We start from the raw sequence: 19679 nt of genomic DNA, 5'->3' as shown, positions 1-19679 counted from the left end.
AGAAACGAGGACATGTGGGGGTGAACGTCCCGACACGCGGAGCTCCCTCCTCGCGCCCGAAGGCCAGGTGTGCGAGGACTGCGGCGACCCGGCCGACGACCCGCCTGCGTGCTCCACCTCGACGGGCGCCGTTCACCGAGTGACCGAACCGGGCGAACGGCGCCCGGGTAACGGGGGCGTGAATACGTCACGGCGGCAAGACGCCAGAGGCAGCGCATTGACGGGCCCGGTCCCCCGAAGCGATCTTTCTTCACCGGCGAACCCCCTTGATCGGACAACGGAGTCAGACCGGTTTCGCTCCCCAGCCCGCCCTCGTCCATCGGAGCTGTTCCGTGCGTAGACCTGCTGTCCCGCGCCTCGGCCGAGGCCGCGCGAGACCCGTCCTGGGCGCGGTCACGGCCGTGCTGCTGACCGCGCTCACGGTCCAACTGCCCGCCTCGGCGGCGGCATCGGCCGCCCCCGCCCCGACCTCGGCGACGTCCTCCTCCGCCGCTCCCGGCACCCCTGACACCGAGGCCCTGTGCGGCACCCCCCGTCCGGGACACTTCGGCTGCTTCGCCGTCCGCCGTACCGACGCCCCGAAAGCACGTGTGCGCGCCGACGGCACGGTCACACCCGAGGGCTACGGCCCCGCGGACCTCCGCTCGGCCTACTCCCTGCCCGCCGACGGCGGCGCCGGTGCGACGATCGCGATCGTCGACGCGTACGACAACCCCCGCGCCGAGCAGGACCTCGCCACCTACCGTGAGCAGTACGGCCTGCCGGCCTGCACCACGGACAACGGCTGCTTCCGCAAGACCGACCAGCGCGGCGGGGCGGACTACCCCGCGCCCGACGACGGCTGGGCCGGGGAGATCTCCCTCGACCTGGACATGGTGTCCGCGGTGGCGCCCAAGGCGCACATCCTCCTCCTGGAGGCCGACAGCGCCTCGACGGACGACCTGGGCGCCGCGGTCAACACGGCCGTCGCGCTCGGCGCCAGGTACGTGTCCAACTCCTACGGCGCGTACCACGAGGACGCGAGCCTGCCCGCCCTGGACGCCGCGTACTTCGACCACCCCGGCGCCGCCCTGCTCTTCAGCTCCGGTGACAACGGCTACGGCGTCAGCTACCCCGCCTCCTCCCCGCTCGTGACCTCGGTCGGCGGCACCTCGCTGACCCGGGACCCGGGCACCGGCCGCGGCTGGTCGGAGAAGGTCTGGAACACCGTCGTCACCACCCCGTCGGGCGAGCAGTCCTGGGGTGCGACCGGATCGGGCTGCTCGGCGGTCGAGCCCAAGCCGTCGTTCCAGCCGGACACGGGCTGCGCGGGCCGTTCGGTCGCGGACGTCAGCGCGGTCGCCGACCCCACGACCGGCGTGGCCGTCTACAACAGCTTCTCCGACGCCGGCTGGAACGTGTACGGCGGCACCAGCGCCTCCGCTCCCATCGTCGCGGGCGTCTACGCACTGGCCGGCACCCCGGCCGAGGGCACCTACCCCGCCTCGTACCCCTACCTCACCCCGGGCGCCCTGCACGACGTCACCGAGGGCGACGACGCGAGCTGCGGCGACTCCGGACTGTGCGGTTCCGGCCCGACCCCGCACTGCGAACCGGTGAAGAGCTGCACCGCCGGCCCGGGTTACGACGGGCCGACCGGTCTCGGCACCCCCGACGGCCTGGCCGCCTTCCGGCCCGGAGCGCACGGCACCGTCACAGGCAAGGTCACCGACCGCGCCGGCGGCAGGGCGATCCCCGGTGCCACCGTACGACTGGGGGACTACCACACCCTGTCCGGCGCCAACGGGACCTGGTCACTTGTCGTCCCGCCCGGCAGGTACCGGCTGACCGTGAGCACCTTCGGCTACGCCGAGAAGGACCTCGGGGAGATCGTGGTCGCCGACGGCGCCCAGGTGCGCGGCGACGCGGTGCTGGACGCCATACCCACCGTGACCCTCTCCGGCAGCGTCCGCGACGGCGGCGGACACGGCTGGGGCGTGTACGCCCGGCTGACCGTCGACGGAGTGCCCGGAACCGCGTTCACCGACCCGGCGACCGGCCACTACGCGATCCGGCTGCCCCGCGGGGCGAAGTACACCCTTCGGGCCACCGGCCTGTACCCCGGGTACCGGCCCGCCACCGTCGAGGCCGACCTGAGGTCGGCCGGGAGGACCGCGGACCTGGAACTGCCGCTCACCGGCACCGGCGTCCTCCCGCCCGGTTACGCGGTCTCCTACCACGGCGGTGGCCTCCAGCCCTTCGACAAGGCCACCACCCCCGACGGCTGGAGCGTGGTCAACCACACCGGCGCCGGCGGCTGGGACTTCGGCGACCCGCTCACCCGCGGCAACCAGACCGGCGGCGAGGGCCGCTTCGCCCAGACCGACGACTACGCCCTCGGCTGGTCCCCCGTCGACACCGAACTCATCAGTCCCGCCTACGACTTCTCGGCCCTCACCCACCCGGCCCTGGAGTTCGACACGGCACTGCCCGGCAGCTACCGCTTCAACGACCCGACCGCCGACGTCGACGTGAGCACCGACTCCGGGGCGACCTGGGAGAACGTCTGGCACCACACGGACGTCGTGAACGGCCCCGCGCACGAGAAGGTGGCGCTCACGAAGTACGCGGGCGAGAAGTCCGTACGCGTCCGGTTCCACTACACCGGCTCCCTGACCGGCTTCTGGCAGGTCGACAACGTGGCCCTCGGCACCCGCACCGTGGACATCGTGCCCGGCGGCCTGCTGACCGGTCATGTCCGGGACGCCCACACGGGTGCCGGCGTCCTCGGCGCCACGGTCGCCGCCCGCCGGACCCCCGCCGACAGCGGCCGGAGCATCGCCTCCCCGGACGACCCGGCCGTGGACGACGGCCTGTACTGGGCCTTCTCCTCCGGCACCGGCCGCGAGGAGTTCACCGCGGACCTGGCCGAGTTCGGCTATCCGGCGCAGACCCGCGCGGTGAAGGTCCGGGCGGACGCCGTGACGACCGCCGACTTCCGGCTGAGTCCGGCGAAGCTGGAGGTCAAGCCCTCCGCCATCGGCGTCACCGTGCCCTGGGGAAGCAGCAGCGACATCACCGTCCGACTGCGCGACACCGGCAGCGCCCCCGCCACGGTCAGCCTCGGCGAACAGAACGTCAAGGCCGGCACCACGGCGGCGGCCAAGGGCGCCCCGCGCAGGCGCGCGGCCACCGGAGCCGGACCGCTGGACATGCCCGGGACCACGGCGGGAACCTCCGCCGCGGCCACCGCCACCGCCGCCGACCCGGCGTGGCGGCCGGTCACGGACCTTCCCCAGGGCACCGCGGGCGGTATCGCCGCGAGCTACCGCGGCGTCGTCTACACCGGGCTCGGCGCGACTGCCGACGGCCAGTGGAGCAACGCCCTGCGCTCCTACGACCCGGCCAGCGGGGCCTGGAAGACCCTGGCCCCGGCCGCGACCAAGCGGTACGCGGCGGCGTCCGGCTTCATCCGGGGCAAGCTGTACGTGACCGGCGGCAAGAACGCCGCCGGACAGCCCGTCGCGGGCGGCGAGGTCTACGACCCGGCGACCGACTCCTGGTCGGCGATCGCCGACGAGCCCGTCGCCTACGCCGGTTCCGCGGCGGCGGTCGTGCGGGACAAGCTGTATGTCATCGGCGGCTGCGCGCAGTTCAGCTGCGGCACCGGTGACGTCCAGGTCTACGACCCGGCGACCGACACCTGGGCGTCCGGTCCGGCCTATCCCACGCCGACCTCATGGCAGACCTGCGGCACCGTCGACGCGACCGTGTACTGCGCGGGCGGCGTCTCCCAGAGTGACGGCGGCACGCCGCGGGCGACCCCCGTCGGGTACGCCCTGGACGCCGCCGCCGGCCACTGGACGCCCATCGCCGACCCGCCCGTCGACACCTGGGGCGCGGCCGGCACCAGCGCTGGGGGCCGCCTGCTGACGGCGGGCGGCGTCCTCACCGGGGCCGGCGTCGTCACCAACGAGGCGTACGCCTACGACCCCGTCGCCGACACCTGGACCGCGCTGCCCAACCTGCCGCAACCGCTGTACGCGGCGGCGTCCGCGCCGGGCTGGTACGTGCTGGGCGGGCAGGGCGCGGGCGGTGCCGTCGAGTCCGGCGCCCAGGTGCTGCCGGGCTGGGACACGCCGCACGCCGACGTGCCGTGGCTCGGCGAGAAGGCCGGGACGACGACCGTCGCCCCCGGCCGGACGGTCCGGCTGACGGTGACCGCGGACGCCCGCGCGATGGGGCCCGCCGATGCGGGTGTCCACCGGGCACGGCTGATCATCGACAGCGACGGTCCGTACGGCGCCGTGACCGTACCGGTCACCATGACGGTGGTGCCGCCGCGGGGCGCGGTCCACCTCACCGGCACGGTGGCGGGGGTGGGGCCGTCGGCGGCACCGCTCGCCGGGGCGAAGGTGAAGGTCACCGCGAGGGGCGCGACGCACACCCTGAGCACCGCCGTGGACGGCCGCTACGAGGTGTGGCTCACGGACGCGCCCACCACGATCGGCATCACCGCGGACGCCGAGGGCTACCGGACCGGGCGGCGCACCGTACGCCCGCACGGTACGACCACCGTCACCGCCGACCTCGCCCTCACCAGGCGGTAACCGGCGGACGGACATCGTGGGGCCGGCCGGCACCCTGCCGGCCGGCCCCACGGCCAACGTGTCAGCCCGTGCCGGCATCTCTCGTCCCGCCGCTGCGCACCCGCCCGCCCGGGCACGATCCGCCGTGCCTCGTCCTACGACTCCTCGTCCGGCCTCCACCAGCCCCGCCGGGCCGCCAGCACGCCGGCCTGGAACCGGCTGGTGGCACCCAGCCGCACCAGCAGCGCCTGCACCCTCCGCTGCACCGTGCGGTGTCCGATGCCGAGATGACGGGCGATCGCCTCGTCGGGCAGCCCGAGGCCCAGCAGGGACACGATGCGCCGCTCCTCCTCGCTGACGAAGTCACCCGTGTCGTCGGGGCCCGCGCGGTCCGGTACGAAGGGCTGCGCCTGCTCCCACAGGGTCTCGAAGAGAACGCTCAGCGCGTCGAGCAGGGACGAGGGGTGCACCAGGATGCAGGTGTCCAGCACGCTGGGAGTCGACACCAGCGGGATGAGCCCCGCCTGGTCGTCGGCGAGCAACAGCTTCATCGGCGCCCGGGGCACCACCCGTACCGTCTCTCCGGCCGCGACGTCCCGCTCGATCCGGCTCACCACGCCCGGCAGGTCGAGGGCGTCCCGACCGTGGATGAAACGGCTGCTGATCTGCCCCCCGGTGATGTTGACGACCGAGTTGACCCGGCCGCCGTCCCCCGGCACCGCGTAGGGCGGCGCGTCGATACCGCGGATCTCCCGCTCGGCCCGGCGGAACAACTGCTCACCGCAGCGCGCCACGCCGTCCACTCCCGTGATCACCTCGATCAGCGACGCGGAGTCCTGTCCACCCCTGGCCCGGTGATGGCGCTCGCCCAGGCGCTGCGCGAGGGCCCTGACCCGCTGGATGTCACGTTCACGGGCGAGGAGCAGCACCTCCACCGCGTGCTCCGGCGGCAGTGCCGTGTACCGCGGCGGACGGCCGGGCACCCGAGCGATCAGCCCCCCGCTCTCCAGCCGGGTGAGCGCGCCCTCCAGTTCGTGCCGGGCCGCGCGGGTCAGCGCCGCCAGCTCCGCCACGGTGAGCGACCGGTTGTCGATGAGAGCGAGGTAGGCGGTCTCGGCACGCTCGTCCAGGCCAAGGGCCTCCAGCACCACGCACCCCCACGACTGACCGGTCGGGGCAGTCTATCCGGTCCACATGTGTCCCGGTGTGTGTTCGGTGGCGGAAGCCGTCAGCCCGCCTCCGCGTCCGCGAGGTCGAGCAGCGCCCGCCCGTAGGCCTCCCGGTTCGGGTCCGGGACGACGTTCGCGTGGGACAGCGCGACCTCCATGTCCCGCCAGATGCGCTGCACCGGGCAGCCCGTCGAGAAAGCCGCGCTGCCGAGTGCCGTGAGGAGGTGCCGGACGGCCTCCCGCAGGTACCGTGCCGCCAGGGCCGCGTCCATGTGTATACGCGCGCTCACCAGCTCCCCGGGCCGGGCCCGCCGCGCGATGCCCGCCTCGACGTCGTCCAGGGCCCGGAGCAGGAGCAGCCGTGCGGAGTCGATCGAAGCGGCGGCATCGGCCACGGCGTACCGCACGCCGGCCGACCCGGCCCGCCGGGCCGAGGCACCCAGCTGCTCCCGTGTGTGCTCCAGGGCCGCCAGGCCCATGCCGAGCAGCGGAGCCACGAGTGTCACGGTCAGGGCCGGGACGACGGCCGCCGCGCACAGGGGCTCGTCCGGGTGGTCCTCCGCGTAGCCGCCGGCCATCATGCGGGTCAGCGACAGCACCCGGTGGTCGGGCACGAACACCTCGTCGAGGACGAACGTGTCACTGCCGGTGGCCCGCAGGCCCGTCACGTCCCAGGTGTCGTCGACGGACCCCGCCGCCGTCGGAACCACGGCCAGGGCGAGGTCCGTGTCGTCACCGGCCGCCACCGCCGCCATCACCCACTCACTGTGGTGGACGCCCGAGGTGGGAGACCACCGGCCGGACACCACCAGCCCTCCCTCGGTCACCCGGCCCGTGCCCGCGGCGGGCAGCCGGCTGGCGACGACAGCCCCGGCGTCCGCACCCCACAGCTCCTGACGCGCCCGCTCCCCGAGCAACGAGGCCATGTACGACCCGCCGGACAGCACCATGGCGAGCCAGCCGCTGGATCCGCAGCCCCGGCCCAGCTCGGTGTAGACGTCGAAGGCGGTACGGAAGTCCGCGCCCGGCCCCCCGAGGGCGCGCGGCACCTGGAGGCTCAGGAAGCCGGCGTCGCGCAGTGCCGTCGCCACCGCTTCCGGCAGCCGCCCGCCGCGATCGGCTTCGTCGGCGTGCTCACGCAGCAGGGCCGCGAGTCCGCGCGCCCGTTCCACCAGGTCCGCGGAGGAGCCGGAAAGGGCTGTGTCGTTCATGCCACCAGTATGAACACTGCGTATGTGTCTGCGGGAGGAACTCGGACGGAAACACATGTGTCGGAGAGGTGTCGGGAAAGCCGACCGGGGTCCTGCCGCCGCAGGACCCCGGGTGGATGTCGGTTCGCCGGTCAGTACCTCGGGCCGGTTCCCTTGGCGAGCGGGGTGATGTCGATGCGGCCCTTCTGGAGGACCTCGCCCAGCTTCCAGGCGGTGTTCAGGTGGTGGTAGGAGTCGGGCGGGGTGACCTCCAGCCGCGTCGGGTTCTTCTCCGCCTTCGTCGGCTCTCCGGCGCCCGCCACGGCCCCCCAGTGCAGCCGGGTGTAGGCGCTCTGGCCCGGCTTGAGGGTGATCAGCTTGGCCTGGCCGCGGTCGCGCACGACGTGCGTGGTGACGTCCTTGCCGTGGGAGTCGAGCAGTTGCAGGCCCACGTAGCCCTGGGTCCGGACCGTCTTGTGGGTCTTGTTGGTGAGGATCACCGTCGCGTAGCGCTGCCCGGCGCCCGAGTCCAGCGCGTGGACGCGGACGGACAGCGAGGAGGTGTCCGCCCAGCCCGGCCGGGCCGCGGCCTGGGAGGGGCCCGCGGCGACGCCGATCAGTGCCACGGCGGAGAGCGCCGAGAGCGTGACGGGGGCGACGAGGGTGCGGGTGCGCTTACCGAACAGCATGGTCATATCCCTTCCGGATGCCCCATTTGGGTATCTCTGAGAGGTATGAGGCCCACCCGTGCGGAACGGTTCTGGCACATACCCGATCTTTGCTGCCCGAGAGTGCCTGTTGACCTGCCGTTGGCGCCTCCATGACGGAGACGGAGGTGCCGAGCCGCCATCCGGTCGCGACGCGCGCCGGCCGGAGCTGCCGTCAGGGGCAGCGGGGCTCAGGCGGCGAAGCCGATGTTGGTGACGTACTCGTACTGGCCCCACTCGGAGCCGAGGTCCACCACCGCGTCGTAGATCCAGGCGTCGTCCAGCGCCTGCGCGTCGCCCGCCGCCCAGGCCTCGACGATGCGGTCCCAGCGGCGGACGTTGAGCGTGCGGTAGGCGACCACCCGCTGACGGGGGCGGAGGACCTGGGACTGGTTGAGGGGGTGGAACTCGACCCGGGTGCCGCGGCCCTCGCGGTTGAGGCGCGCCAGCAGGTACCGGGAGACGTTCTGGCGGCGGACCGCGCGGTAGGCCGTCTCGATCCGCTCCAGGTTCCGCTTCGAAGGATTGCGTTCCTCTCGCAGCCAGGCCCTGAGCGTGCGGTCGGTGACGGTCAGGCCGGCGTCGCGGGCCGCCCGGCGGGCCTGGTCGGTGCGGGTGAGGTACCGCAGGCGGGCTAGCAGGCCGCGCCGGACCGTGATCGGGGTGGCGACGAACCCGGCCAGCGCGTCCAACTGCCGGGCGACGGCCTCGTACCCCTTGATGCCACGCGCCCCGTACGCACCGAAGTTGAGCGTCCTCTCCGGCATCTCCCTCTCTCCTGCCGCCCCTCGTCCCGATACGACCTCACGTACGCGTCACGCTACACGTCCCGGTCGGCCGCCACCGGGGTGCCGACTCCGTACACGTCCTTCACCTTCACCTCGCTGACCCCGCGTCCCTCCGGGAACACCGCGCGCCAGTCGCCGATCACATGGAGTTCGTCGGTGCCCATCGCGCGGACGACCATCAGCCCCTCGTCATAGGCGCGGTGCGCCTTCCACCACAGGTTCGCGAAGGCCTGCGAGCGGATCAGGTGCATCCAGTCGGTGCGGTACAGCTCCCGGTTGTAGTTCGACTCCCCCATCGTGGAGACGAACTTGGAGTACATGGCCTTGACGTACTCCAGCGTCACGTCGTCGTTGTCGGCGATCGCGCGGTCCCGGGCGTCCTTCAGCGCGACGCGGAACTTCTCCAGCAGGCCCTCGGTGGCGCCGGAGGTCCAGGACTCGTGGATCTCCGGGGGGTCGCACAGGCCGTACTTCGGTCCCGACAGGCGCAGCAGCAGGCGCAGGGTCGGCTCGGTCACCCAGAGCGGGCCCGGCTCGTCGCGGCTGCCGATGGGGTTGGGCAGGTAGGCGTCGTGCTCCCAGGCGGGCGGGGTGATCAGGTGGACGCCGGCGCGGCGGCGGTCGTGCTGGTTGCCGGTGGAGTGCTCCAGCTGGCCGAGCGGCAGGTGCGTCTTGAGCGCGGACAGGTAGGCGCCGTTGACGTCGAGCGCCGTGACCTCGTGTTCGCCGGGCGGCAGTTCGGGGCGGGTCCACTTGGGGCGGGCCTCCCAGATCTGGTCCGGGCCACGGGAGGTCTGCTTGCGCAGGACGTCGGGCAGCCAGGGGTGCGCGACGATGTCGTACCGGCCGCCCTTGCGGGTCTGGTCCAGCAACGCCATCGCGTCCGGGATGGCCCGCCTGACCAGTGCCGCCGTCACCGCCTCGACGTCGCCGCCGTGCTCGTCGAGGGCGGCCGACACGGCGGCGGCGATCAGGTCCGGGGCGTCGGCGGTCTTGAGCCGGCGGCCGGCGGTGACGACCTTGACGCCGCCGCCTGTCTGCGCGCGGGGGCGCGCGGGGGCGGGCGGTCGTGCGGGCTGGGTCGCGGGTGTGCGCTGGGGCGTGGGCTCGGCCGGGCGCGCGGGCTGGGTCGTACGGGTGGGCCCGGTCGGCCGCGCGTGCTCGGGTGTGCCGCAGTGCGCGGGGTCCAGGTGCTGGGGAAACCCGGCGACCTCGTGGCGGGCGGGTTGTCCGCACAGGACGCAGGGCCGGGGCGTGGGCAGGGCCACCACGTCGTCGTCGGCGCCGTCGTCCTGGACGGGCTGCCGGTCGGCCTCGGCCGCCGCCTCCACCGGTTCGGGGTCCTCCGGCTTCTCGGCCGGGCCCGCGAGTTTCGTCCGCGCTCCCTTGAGGAAGTACGCGTACTTCTCCCGGACTTCGCCGCTCGGGTCGCGTCCGGACTCCCAGCCCGCGACCGTGGACGGGCTGACCTTCAGGGCCCGAGCGAGCTGGGCCCGGGAGAGGTTCAGTCCCTCGCGCAGGGCACGCCGTTCCTCGGCGGGCGGCAGCGGGACCTCCTGCTTGGCGCCGGCGAGCAGGGCGTCGATCGCGTCGAAGTCCGTCATCGGGTTCCCCCGTCCGGTACGGCCGCGGGTCGGGCGGTGGTGGCACGGCCGCCGGGGAGGCGACGGCGTGCCTCGGGCAGCGCCTCGACGGCGCGGGTGGGTCCGGCGAGGAGGTCGAGGACGTCCACGCCGTAGTGTGCGGCGACCGCGTCGCAGTCGGCCAGGCTCCAGGCCGCGCTCCCGGACTGACGGCGGCTCACCTGGGCCTGACTCACCCCCAGCGCCGTGGCGAGAGCGGTCTGCGACTCGCCGGTCGCGTGCAGCAGCGCGGCCACCGCGGACCGCACTCGCTCGGCCAGACCCATGCTCATGAGGCCGAATCTAGCACGCCTGCCACATCGCTCATGCGTAAGTCGCATGGCTTCTGTGCGGGCCGAGCACCGTCCCCGATGATGTCAGGTGTTCCCCACACCTCATCGAGAGGTGGGCACGGAGACATCGCGACACTTCACATGTTCGGGTGAGAAAGGCATGAGGGCGCCGACCGACCTAACATCGGTATGTGTGCCCTTGCGGGAAAGACGAGAAGCCCTTCGCCACGCGTGTGCGCGGACGACTGGAGGCCGCCGCCGCGGGCGCGGCGCTGCTGCTGGCCGGTGTCTACGCCGCGTTCGTGCGGACGGCGACCGGGCAGCGCTGGGAGAACGCGGTGCTTGCGGGGCGGCGCGAGGACGAGACCCTGGCCGCCGCCCGGGCCGCGAACGGGATTCTGGACCACATCACAGTGTCCTCGCTCGGCGCGGCGGTGGCGGTGCTCGTCCTGATCGGGCTGGCGCGGCGCCGCTCCGCCCTGACGGTGGTCGCCGTCGGTACGGTGGGCGTCTCCCTGCTGGTCGCCGAGGTGCTGAAGCGGTACCTGTTGCGCCGTCCGGATCTCGTGGACGCCCCGGAGCGGCTGCTGGGCAACAGCTTCCCGAGCGGGCACACCACCATCGCGATGAGTGTGCTGTTCGGGCTCACCCTGGTCGTTCCGTACCGGTTGCGGGGTGTCGCCGTCGGCGTCTGCGCGCTGTGGGCGACCTTCGTCGGCGCCTACACGGTGGCGGCGGGCTGGCACCGGCCCAGTGACACCATCGGGGCCGACCTGCTGGTGCTGGCCGTCGCGTGCGCACTCACCGCGCTCCTGGCGCGAAGCGGGCGGGTGCGTTCCGTCGCGGACCACCCTCGTCCGTTGCGCGCGCTGTTCGTGATCGCCCCGCTGTGCGGTGTGGCGCTGGCCGGGCTCGGCAGCGGGGCGCTGCTGCTGGTCGACTCGATGTTCCGGCTGCCGCCCGGTGACCCGGCGGTGCCGCGCCTGGCCTACGCGGGCGGCCACGCGTTGGCCGCGGGGGCCAGTGCGGCGGCCACCCTCGTGCTGCTCGCTCTGCTGCGCCGGGTCGACCTGGACCGGCCCCGGGAGCCGGACGGCGCATGACCTGTCGCTCATAAACGGAGCTTATGAGGTCATACGGCGGGGACTCCTGTCGTCACCGGGCTGCCGGTGCCAAGGTGACTTTCATGACGGCTTCACCGCAGTCGATCGCCGAGAACGTGACACCCAGCCAGGGCGTCGCGCCGAAGGGCACGGACGCCACGGCACCGCCCGCCGCCGACGCCCCGGCACTCACCGCCGCACGGGCCGCCGCACTGCCCGCCGCCGACGCCGCGGCCCACCGGCGTCGGCAGGCCGCGCACCTGTTGCGGGACGGGACCCAGGAGCGGCTGGTGTCCCTGCTGCTCGGTTTGCGCATGGCGCGTGAGCAACTGGGCGAGGCGGCCACGCCGACCGCCGCCGGACTCCTCGACGGCGCGATCCGGGATGCCGAGACGGCGCTCGCACAGGTCCGGGAGGTGGCGGCGGGGCTGTGTCCGCAGGTGCTCCAGCTGCGCGGACTGGGCCCGGCCGTCGCCGCGCTCGCGGCGGCGAGCCCGGTTCCCGTCACCGTCACCGTCCGCCCCGACCGGACCGGCCGGCTGCCATGCGCGGTGGAGACCCATGTGTACTTCCTGGTCGCGGAGGCGCTGGCCCACGCGGTGCGGGACTCCGGCGCGGGCCGCGCCGAGGTCGAGCTCACACGTATCGGCTCCGCCCTCGTGGTGAGCGTGGTCAGCGACGCGTGTCCGCCGCGCGGACCGGGTGCCGACGCCCGGGTGGCGGCGATGACGGAGTGCGTCACCCTGCTGGAGGGGACGCTGACGGTGACGTGTTCCTCGGCCGCGGGCACCACGGTCCGTGCCGTCCTGCCGGTGCCGACCGGGGCGGAATGACGCGACGACGGTGCCGTGGGGGGCACGCCGCCGGAGCGATGCCCGCGGTGCCGGGCGCGCGGATCCCGGGTCGCGCGGCACCGCGGCCGACGGGCCTGCTCGACCCGTCTCGCGCGGACCGGGCGGGACGCTCCCGCCGAGAACAGTGCTGCCGCCGGGGACAGCGCGGCACCGGGTGGCCGCCGTCCACCCGGTGCCGCTCGCGCGTCAGGCGCCGGCCGAGGCCGGTGACAGGGCCACCACGGCCTCGCTGGTGTACGCCAGGAAGGTCAGGGTCTCCTGGAAGTACAGCGTGACGCTCGTCGCGTCGTGCGACAGGTAGCCGATCGACACGTCCTGGCCGAGGCGCAGTTCGAAGTCGCCGCCGCGGGTGGAGAGCAGGAAGGCGCCGTCGATCGCGGGCGCCCAGACGATGTCGCCGTCGAGCAGCCGGGCGAGGTGCTTGATGACCGGGTAGCCGTGGTCGGAGGTCTCGCTGACGGCCGTGTACGCCTCCGCGCTCAGCGCCAGTGTGTAGGCGCCGTCCACGCCGGCCAGGCGCAGGGCCGTCACCGCCTGGCTGATGGCGTCCGGGTAGTCGCGCACGTCGGCGGGGAGCGTCAGCGCCGGATTGGAGGAGCTCGCCCGCAGTCCGGTGATCCCGGCCGCCGGGTAGCCCTCGAACACGGCCCGGTCCTCGGCGAACGCCAGCCGCCGGGCCGCGTCCTTCACCGGCTGCCAGTCGGCGTCCTTGGCGCCCCGGGCGACGTCGTCCACCTGCCGGCGGTCCACGGTGAACGGCACGCGCAGTTCGACCAGCGGCTGGAAGCGGCGGGTGTGCGCGATGACCCCGTCCGCGGGGGTGTCGACGGCGTCCAGGTGACCGGTGCCCACGCCGGCGAGCGCGACGCCGCCCGGTTCGGGGACGTCGACGATGCGACGGGCCGCGACATGGCGCTTGAAGGTGCGGCGGGCCTCCTCCTCCAGGTCCGCCCACGCGGCATCGGAGACGGGCGCGAGTTCACGGTGCAGATTGTTCATCGGGCAAGGCTCCGCTTCATGCTGCCGATCCCGAGGGAGGACCCGGAGGATCGGACCTGGCTGTCGGTCGGTGTGACGGCCCCGGCGGCCGGAGGCTCGGGGAGGTCTTCGAGGAAGTCCGCGGGGGGTGTGAAGAACAGGGAGCCGGTGACCGCGGTGGAGAAGTCCAGGATCCGGTCGTGCGGTGCCGACTCCGTGCCCAGGAACATCCGCTCCAGCATCGTCTCCGTCACCTCGGGGGTGCGGGCGTAGCCGATGAAGTAGGTGCCGAACTCCCCGCGGCCCGCCGCGCCGAAGGGCATGTTGTCGCGCAGGATCTCGTGTTCGGTGCCGTCCGGGTCGGTGACGGTGGTGAGGGCGACGTGCGAGTCGGCCGGCTTGACGTCGTCGGCGAGTTCCACGTCGGACAGCTTGCGCCGGCCGATCACCCGCTCCTGCGCCTCGACCGGCAGGGCCTCCCAGGCCTCCAGGTCGTGCAGGTACTTCTGTACGACGACGTAGCTGCCGCCCGCGAACGGCGGGTCCTCGTCGCCGACGAGGACGGCCGCGCGGGCCGCGGCACCCGTCGGGTTCTCCGTGCCGTCCACGAACCCGAGCAGGTCGCGTTCGTCGAAGTACTTGAAGCCCTGCACCTCGTCCTGGACCGTGACCGCGCCGCGCAGCCGGCTCATGATCTCCGTGGCCAGCGCGAAGCACAGGTCGAGCCGCGCGGCGCGGATGTGGAAGAGCAGGTCGCCGGGGGTGGACACGGCCCGGTGCACCGGTCCCCTCAGTTCCCGGAAGGGGTGCAGCCCTGCCGGGCGCGGCCCGGTGAACAGGCGGTCCCAGGCGTGTGAGCCGATACTGGTGACACAGCTGAGCCGGCCCTCGGGCTGGGCGCGGAAGCCCACGGCCCGTTCCAGTGAGCCGACGTCGGACAGCAGCTCACGGACCGTGGTCTCGCCGCCGCTGTCGATGGTGACCACCAGGAAGATCGCCGCGCTGGTCAGCGGGGACAGGACCATCTGGGGCACCGGTTCGGGAACGTCTTGGGCCATGCGTCATACCCTTCCCAGCCGAGTCGGCGACGGACGAATGCGTGGATGCCTCACTCTAGGTCGAACCCGTGGCCCGCGCGCGACAGCTCGCACTGACGTGGGCAGACACCTTGTGCGGCCAGTGACATACGTGTGTACCGGTACATGCCTCAGCGGACATGTGTAGGGTGGGCCCACCCAGCACCCCCACCCCGCGAAGGCAGTCATGCGCATCGGATTCGCACTCCCCCAGTTCCACCGTCAGGCGTTCGAGGTCGCCCGGGTCGCGGAATTCGCGCGGGAGGTGGAACGGGCCGGTGCCGCGAGCCTCTGGGTCGGCGACCGCAATCTGGCGGCGGTGCGGCCCAGCGTCGGCTACGGCGGGCAGGGCACCACCATTCCGCCGGAGCTCAACCCGGCCGCCGACCCCTTCGTACTCCTCGGGGTGGCCGCCGCCGCGACCGAACGGGTGCTGCTCGGTTCACATGTGCTCATCGCACCCCTGTATCCGCCCGTGCAGCTGGCGCGGGCGCTGACCACCATCGACCTGATCAGCGGCGGCCGGCTGCTGCCCGGGTTCGGCATCGGCTGGTCGCCGGAGGAGTACGAGGCCGCGGGGCGGGACTTCGGCCGGCGCGGGGCCCTGCTGGACGAACTGCTCGACGCGCTCGACGCCGTGTGGACCGAGGACCCCGCCGAGTACTCCGGGACCCTGCTGTCGGTGCCCCGGCACCACGCCCCGCTCAAACCCGCCCGGCTGCCGCGTCCCCCGGTGTATCTGGGCGCCCTCTCCGAGCGGGCGCTGCGCCGGGTCGCACGGCGCGCGGACGGGTGGCTGCCGCTGTGCGTGGTGCCGGAGTACATGGACACCGACGGCCTGACCGCCCAGCGGGCGCAGCTCGACACGTGGGCGCGTGCCGCCGGCCGGGAGCCGGGGGACATCGACACCGTGCTGCGGGTCAACGTCTCCACGGGCACGGGTGCGCGGGCGGTGGCGGACGCGATCCGTTCCGTGCACGACCGGACGGGCATCGAGCACTACATGGTGGACACCATGTACGAGGTGGACACGGTGGAGGAGTCCCTCGCGTACGCGCGCGAGCTGCTCACGCTGCTGCCCGCCGAGTAACCCACGGCTCGGGCCCCTTCCGGAGCCCGAGCAGTGCAGCGGCCTCGCCGCCGGTCCGGTGTCCCACGCCTCGTGAGAAGTGGGACACCTGCCGCCTGGCCTAGGTCATCGCAGGCCGAAGGCCCGTGTGATGGTCTGGGTGACGCCGCCGCCGTCGCGCTGCTCGGCGGTGACGCGGAAGGACACGTAGCCGGCCCGGGACGGGGCGTGCAGCAGCGTCTGCCAGGCATCCTTGTTCCGCTTCAGTTCCTGCCGCCGCCAGGACGCCCCGTCGTCGTAGGACACCTCGAGTCGGACCGAGGAGACCGCGTCCTTGGCGGCGTCGCTGCCGACGACGACGGGCCTGACGGAGAACAGCGAGGTGCGCTTGGCCCGCCCCGCGAGGTCCACGTCCGTTCCGTAGTCGAGCTGGACCAACGGAATGACCTGATCGTCCGCGCTGCCGGAGAGGAAGGTCCACTCGGTGTGCGTGGTCCTGGAGTACGGAAGGAGATCGGTGTCCGCCTCCGTGTCGGCGACGAGTCGGTACGGCAGTTTCTCCGGGGCCAGATCACCCACTCCGAAGTCGGGCCGTGCTCCGTTCCGCATCAGCAGGGTGTCTCCCTGGTAGAGCGAGAAGCTGCGCGACATCAGGTTCGAGTCACCGCTGTGGGCGGATCCGCCGTCGCCGAAGCCCGCGAGCATGCCGCCCAGGGCGTTCCCGACCCGGTGCGGGACCTCGAAGCCGACCATCCGGGGCCGTGTGACGGGACCGAACCAGCGTTCGTTCCGCACGCTGCCCGGCCGGTAGCCCACCACGTCGGTGAAGGTCGACCAGCCGGCGATGTCCGCGTACTGCTGCCACTTGACGCCGTGTCCGGCGGACACCCAGTCGGTGCGGTGTCCCGGGGCGACCGGCTCGCGCGGGAACCGGGGCACGCGCGTCATCCCGAACCCGGCGTAGGGGTAGGCGGCCGGCCAGTATTCGTACGGCGGACTGTCCTCCCGGCTCTCCGTGACCTGCTTGCCGGCGGGCGGGGCGAAGTCGTTCTCGATGCGCGCGAGGCTGCCGGGATCCGTCGCCGCGGACGGGTCGTCGGGCACCCCTCCCCGGTGGTAGTCGGCCAGGTCGTACAGGTACTCCGGCGAGGGGTGGGCGACGACCGCCAGCCTCACCCGGCTCTTCCCGGCGTCCTCGGTCCTCCTGATCAGTTCACCGCCCGCGTCCTGGGTGACCGAGGTGACGGGGATCCGCCCGGTCGTCCTGCCGTCCGGCTCGCCGTACCAGTCGATCCCGCGGCCGTCGCCGTCGTTGACCACCAGGAGCATCGCCGCACCCGCGGCGTGCGCTGCGGCTGCCTGGTCCGCGGGGGCTGCCCCGGCGCCGCCGCGGACGACCACGGCCTTCCCGCGGACGTCCAGGCCGGTGTACTCGTCGGGCGTGCCGGTGCCGGCGAAGACGGCGTCGACGTGTGTGGTGCCGTCCGGAAACGGGTGGCTCCCCGGCTGCACCAGCAGGGTTTCGTCGAGGCTGTGCCCGCCGTACGTGATCTTCAGGGGTGTCTGCTCGGCCCGGATCCGGGTGGTGAAGACGAAACTGCCCTTCTTCACAGTGCCCTTGGTGGGAAGGGCCCACAGGCTGTCGTAGGCGGCCGAGGGCATGAGGACCTCGTGCAGGGCGTGCCCGTCGCTGGGCGTCGGCTCGCCGGAGGTGAAGGAGCGGAAGAGGTCGATCCTGCTGGTGGTGACGGACGCGGGCTTGGGCGTGTCCACCTTGACCCGGCGTACGCGCGACGCGTCGAGCACGAGCTCCCGGTCGCCCGTCAGGACGAGTTCGGGAGCGGTCAGCACCGCGTACCCGAGGGAGTGGGGGCCGTGGCCGCCCGTCACGTCCAGTGTGGACACGACCGTGTACGAGCCGGGGGCCAAGCGGGCGGTGAGCGTTCCGTCCGGTACCCACATGACGGTGGTCCTGCCGTCCGCCCCGGTGATCTCCACGTCGTTGCTGACGGGCTTGCCGAACCGGTCCTTCAGATGGATCGTCAGTGCATGTTTCTCGGACTCGACGGACATGCCCACGGCCGTGTGGACGGCACCGTCCCCGGAACGCGCGGTGACCTGCGCGGCGTACTGGCCCGGCGCCAGTCCCGCCGGGTCCGCGACGAGGCCGACCGTGGAGGTGCCCCGCGCCGGAACCGTGACCTGGGAGGCCGCCAGGGTGAACACCCCGGCGGGCGAAGTGCCGCGGTCGGTCGAGAGCCGCAGCGTGATGGGGCGGTCCGTGGTGTTGCGGTAGGTGATCCGCCGCGTGACCGGCTCGCGCTCGCCGTCCGCCGACCAGCGAACGAGTCCGGCGTCCACGGACCCGCTGGCGATGACCTGGTCACGGAGGTAGGCGGCGGCGACGTCCAGGCGTCCGGCTCCGGCCTGGTACGGACTGTAGGCGGGGGTCGGCGCGCTGGTGCTCATCAGCGCGTCCTTGATCTCCTGACCCGTCCACCGCGGATGCTTCTGGGCCAGCAGGACCGCGGCCCCGGCGACATGAGGCGCCGCCATCGAGGTACCGCTCTCGGAGACGTAGTAGCCGTCGCCCCCTTGCGAGTACTGCGAGCGCGCGGCCAGCACGTCCACGCCGGGAGCGGTCATGTCGGGCTTGAGGGCGTCGTCGTTCAGCCGCGGTCCGGTGCTGGAGAAGTCGGCGAGGCGGTCGGAGGTGTCCACCGCGCCCACGGTGAGGGCGGCGTCCGCGGTTCCCGGCGCGCTCACGCTGTAGGGGCCGTTCCCGGAGTTGCCCGCCGCGATGACGAAGAGGGCACCCGTCTCGGCGCTGAGCTGGTTGACCGCCTGGCTCAGGGGATCGTCCTGGGTGTGGTACACCGGCGTGCCCAGGCTCATGTTGATCACCTTGGCGTGTTCGGTCCGTGCCGCCCACTCCATGCCCGCGATGATCCCCGACGTCTGACCGGTGCCGGTGTCGTCGAGGACCTTGCCGACCAGCAGATCGGCACCGGGAGCGACCCCTCGTTCCTTTCCGCCGGAGGCGGCGCCGGTCCCGGCGACGGTGGAGGCGGTGTGCGTGCCGTGGCCGACCCGGTCGATGACGTCCTCACCCGCGATGAAACTCCGGGACCCCACGATGCGGGGGGCGAGGTCGGGATGGGTGGTGTCGACCCCGGAGTCCAGCACGGCGACTCGCACGCCCGCACCGGTGCCCCCAGCGGCCCATGCCTCGGGAGCGCCGATCTGCGCCGTCGTATCGGCCAGGGCCGACCGCGCCTTGCCGTCGAGCCACACCTTGCCGACGCCGGCGGCGAGCGAGGGTGCGGCGGCGTCCGGGCCACCGCCGGCCCGTGCCGTCGACGGCGAGGCGTTCCGGCCCGCGGTGCCGGTGAGAGCCGACCAGAGGGCGGCGGCCTTCGAGCGCTGCGCGCGCACGGCCCGGGCGCCGATGGACGGAAGCTCCCGCGTGGTCCTCGCACCCGGCAGCTCGGTTTCCTTGGCAGCGGACGTGCCCTGCGGGTGAGTCATGATCAGGGGGAGGACGCTGGTGTGGGCGTCGTCGTAGCCCTGGGCCACCAACTGTGTGACGTTGAAGAGCTGCCGGTCGAGCCTGCCGGTCGCGATGTAGGCCATGGCCTCGTCCGGGTACACATACGTGTCACCGTCCTCCACGGCGACACGGATTGATCCGGCGGCTCCCGGCGGACGCTCGACCGTCTCGACCGACACGGTGTGTCCCGGCCCTCGAGTGACCGTCACCTTGTCGCCGGTGATCAACGTCACCGCGAGCGTGGCGCTGCGGGAACCGCCGAGTGCGGACGGGGAAACACGGGGTGGGGGCGGGGACTCGGCACCGTGGGCCGCTGCCGGAACGCCCAGGGCGGCCACCAGAAGGGCAGCCGCCGATGTTGTGCGTACCCGGGAGAAACGGACGTTCACATGTCCTCCATGATCGGTGATCGATCAGATCCGACCACCTTTGAGGAGGCATGTAAAGGACTTGGAAACGCCGGTACTTGGCCGTATGATGCGCGACTCCCTGGACGAACACCTTCCTCCAACTCGGCACTGAGGCGCGCGAGTTGGTCCCTGGCCGACGGGTCATCCGCTCTCGCGGCGCACTCAGACGACGTCGCCCGAGGGCACCGCTGGGCGAAGAGGTTGCCGGAGCCGTACGGCATACATGTCTCCGCGTCCCGGGCAAGAAGAAGCGGAAAACCGATCGCATCACCGTCGAGCACGCCCTCGCCCACCGCGAACGC

The 19679-nt window shown here is 73.0% G+C and carries 13 protein-coding genes; 4 read left to right on the top strand and 9 right to left on the bottom strand.

What is annotated here, in order from left to right; translation table 11 throughout:
- Positions 1–332 precede the first annotated feature (332 nt).
- On the top strand, positions 333–4589 hold the full coding sequence (locus OO52_RS53975) for a carboxypeptidase regulatory-like domain-containing protein (RefSeq protein WP_078876828.1): 4257 nt from the start codon (positions 333–335) through the stop codon (positions 4587–4589).
- 134 nt (positions 4590–4723) lie between these two features.
- On the opposite strand, the gene OO52_RS15860 is transcribed toward OO52_RS53975, so the two are convergent.
- The 6 genes from OO52_RS15860 to OO52_RS15835 form a co-directional block, all read right to left on the bottom strand.
- Entirely contained in the window at positions 4724–5716 is a 993-nt protein-coding gene (locus tag OO52_RS15860) for a helix-turn-helix transcriptional regulator (RefSeq protein ID WP_030644547.1), read from the bottom strand.
- A gap of 80 nt (positions 5717–5796) precedes the next feature.
- The gene (locus OO52_RS15855; RefSeq protein ID WP_030644545.1) at positions 5797–6948 is read right to left on the bottom strand and encodes an acyl-CoA dehydrogenase family protein; all 1152 of its coding nucleotides are present in this window, start codon (positions 6946–6948) and stop codon (positions 5797–5799) included.
- A 131-nt stretch (positions 6949–7079) separates the two neighbouring features.
- A complete protein-coding gene (locus OO52_RS15850) occupies positions 7080–7616 on the bottom strand; it encodes a DUF4232 domain-containing protein (protein WP_030644543.1) in 537 nt (178 codons plus the stop codon).
- A gap of 209 nt (positions 7617–7825) precedes the next feature.
- Entirely contained in the window at positions 7826–8401 is a 576-nt protein-coding gene (locus tag OO52_RS15845; RefSeq protein WP_030644541.1) for a hypothetical protein, read from the bottom strand.
- A 53-nt stretch (positions 8402–8454) separates the two neighbouring features.
- A complete protein-coding gene (locus OO52_RS15840) occupies positions 8455–10026 on the bottom strand; it encodes a helix-turn-helix domain-containing protein (protein ID WP_030644540.1) in 1572 nt (523 codons plus the stop codon).
- Positions 10023–10337, bottom strand: a complete 315-nt coding sequence (locus OO52_RS15835) for a helix-turn-helix domain-containing protein (protein ID WP_030644539.1) — start codon at positions 10335–10337, stop codon at positions 10023–10025. Before OO52_RS15835 ends, OO52_RS15840 begins: the two co-directional genes overlap by 4 nt.
- A 233-nt stretch (positions 10338–10570) precedes the next feature.
- Between OO52_RS15835 and OO52_RS15830 the strand changes: the two genes are divergently transcribed.
- Both OO52_RS15830 and OO52_RS15825 read left to right on the top strand, forming a co-directional pair.
- Positions 10571–11440: a phosphatase PAP2 family protein gene (locus OO52_RS15830; RefSeq protein ID WP_030644538.1), complete on the top strand. Its 870-nt coding sequence runs from the start codon at positions 10571–10573 to the stop codon at positions 11438–11440.
- Positions 11441–11523: 83 nt separating this feature from the next.
- Positions 11524–12273, top strand: coding sequence for a sensor histidine kinase (locus OO52_RS15825; protein WP_051818418.1), 750 nt, complete (start codon positions 11524–11526; stop codon positions 12271–12273).
- Positions 12274–12480: 207 nt separating this feature from the next.
- Here the strand turns inward: OO52_RS15825 and OO52_RS15820 are convergent, their stop codons facing one another.
- Both OO52_RS15820 and OO52_RS15815 read right to left on the bottom strand, forming a co-directional pair.
- Positions 12481–13293, bottom strand: a complete 813-nt coding sequence (locus OO52_RS15820) for a family 1 encapsulin nanocompartment shell protein (RefSeq protein WP_030644536.1) — start codon at positions 13291–13293, stop codon at positions 12481–12483.
- Positions 13290–14330 (bottom strand): Dyp-type peroxidase, encoded by a 1041-nt coding sequence (locus tag OO52_RS15815; protein ID WP_030644535.1) that lies wholly within the window; start codon positions 14328–14330, stop codon positions 13290–13292. The genes OO52_RS15820 and OO52_RS15815 overlap by 4 nt, the downstream gene beginning before the upstream one ends.
- Positions 14331–14535: 205 nt before the next feature.
- Between OO52_RS15815 and OO52_RS15810 the strand changes: the two genes are divergently transcribed.
- Positions 14536–15438 carry a TIGR03619 family F420-dependent LLM class oxidoreductase gene (locus tag OO52_RS15810; RefSeq protein ID WP_030644534.1) on the top strand — a complete coding sequence of 301 codons (903 nt, stop codon included), beginning with the start codon at positions 14536–14538 and terminating at the stop codon, positions 15436–15438.
- A gap of 105 nt (positions 15439–15543) precedes the next feature.
- On the opposite strand, the gene OO52_RS15805 is transcribed toward OO52_RS15810, so the two are convergent.
- A complete protein-coding gene (locus tag OO52_RS15805) occupies positions 15544–19146 on the bottom strand; it encodes a S8 family serine peptidase (RefSeq protein WP_234339541.1) in 3603 nt (1200 codons plus the stop codon).
- Between the last annotated feature and the right edge of the window lie 533 nt (positions 19147–19679).

Source organism: Streptomyces flaveolus (assembly GCF_000716535.1).
GTDB classification, from domain to species: domain Bacteria; phylum Actinomycetota; class Actinomycetes; order Streptomycetales; family Streptomycetaceae; genus Streptomyces; species Streptomyces flaveolus_A.
The sequence above is the reverse complement of the archived record's forward strand: the minus strand, read 5'-3'. Positions and strand labels throughout refer to the sequence as shown.

Bases quoted from the DNA above. Each gene is read 5' to 3' on its own strand.
- OO52_RS15835 (WP_030644539.1), bottom strand. From the start codon at position 10,337: ATGAGCATGGGTCTGGCCGAGCGAGTGCGGTCCGCGGTGGCCGCGCTG.
- OO52_RS15815 (WP_030644535.1), bottom strand. From the start codon at position 14,330: ATGGCCCAAGACGTTCCCGAACCGGTGCCCCAGATGGTCCTGTCCCCG.
- OO52_RS15840 (WP_030644540.1), bottom strand. From the start codon at position 10,026: ATGACGGACTTCGACGCGATCGACGCCCTGCTCGCCGGCGCCAAGCAG.
- OO52_RS15820 (WP_030644536.1), bottom strand. From the start codon at position 13,293: ATGAACAATCTGCACCGTGAACTCGCGCCCGTCTCCGATGCCGCGTGG.
- OO52_RS15855 (WP_030644545.1), bottom strand. From the start codon at position 6,948: ATGAACGACACAGCCCTTTCCGGCTCCTCCGCGGACCTGGTGGAACGG.
- OO52_RS15825 (WP_051818418.1), top strand. From the start codon at position 11,524: ATGACGGCTTCACCGCAGTCGATCGCCGAGAACGTGACACCCAGCCAG.
- OO52_RS15845 (WP_030644541.1), bottom strand. From the start codon at position 8,401: ATGCCGGAGAGGACGCTCAACTTCGGTGCGTACGGGGCGCGTGGCATC.
- OO52_RS15810 (WP_030644534.1), top strand. From the start codon at position 14,536: ATGCGCATCGGATTCGCACTCCCCCAGTTCCACCGTCAGGCGTTCGAG.
- OO52_RS15850 (WP_030644543.1), bottom strand. From the start codon at position 7,616: ATGCTGTTCGGTAAGCGCACCCGCACCCTCGTCGCCCCCGTCACGCTC.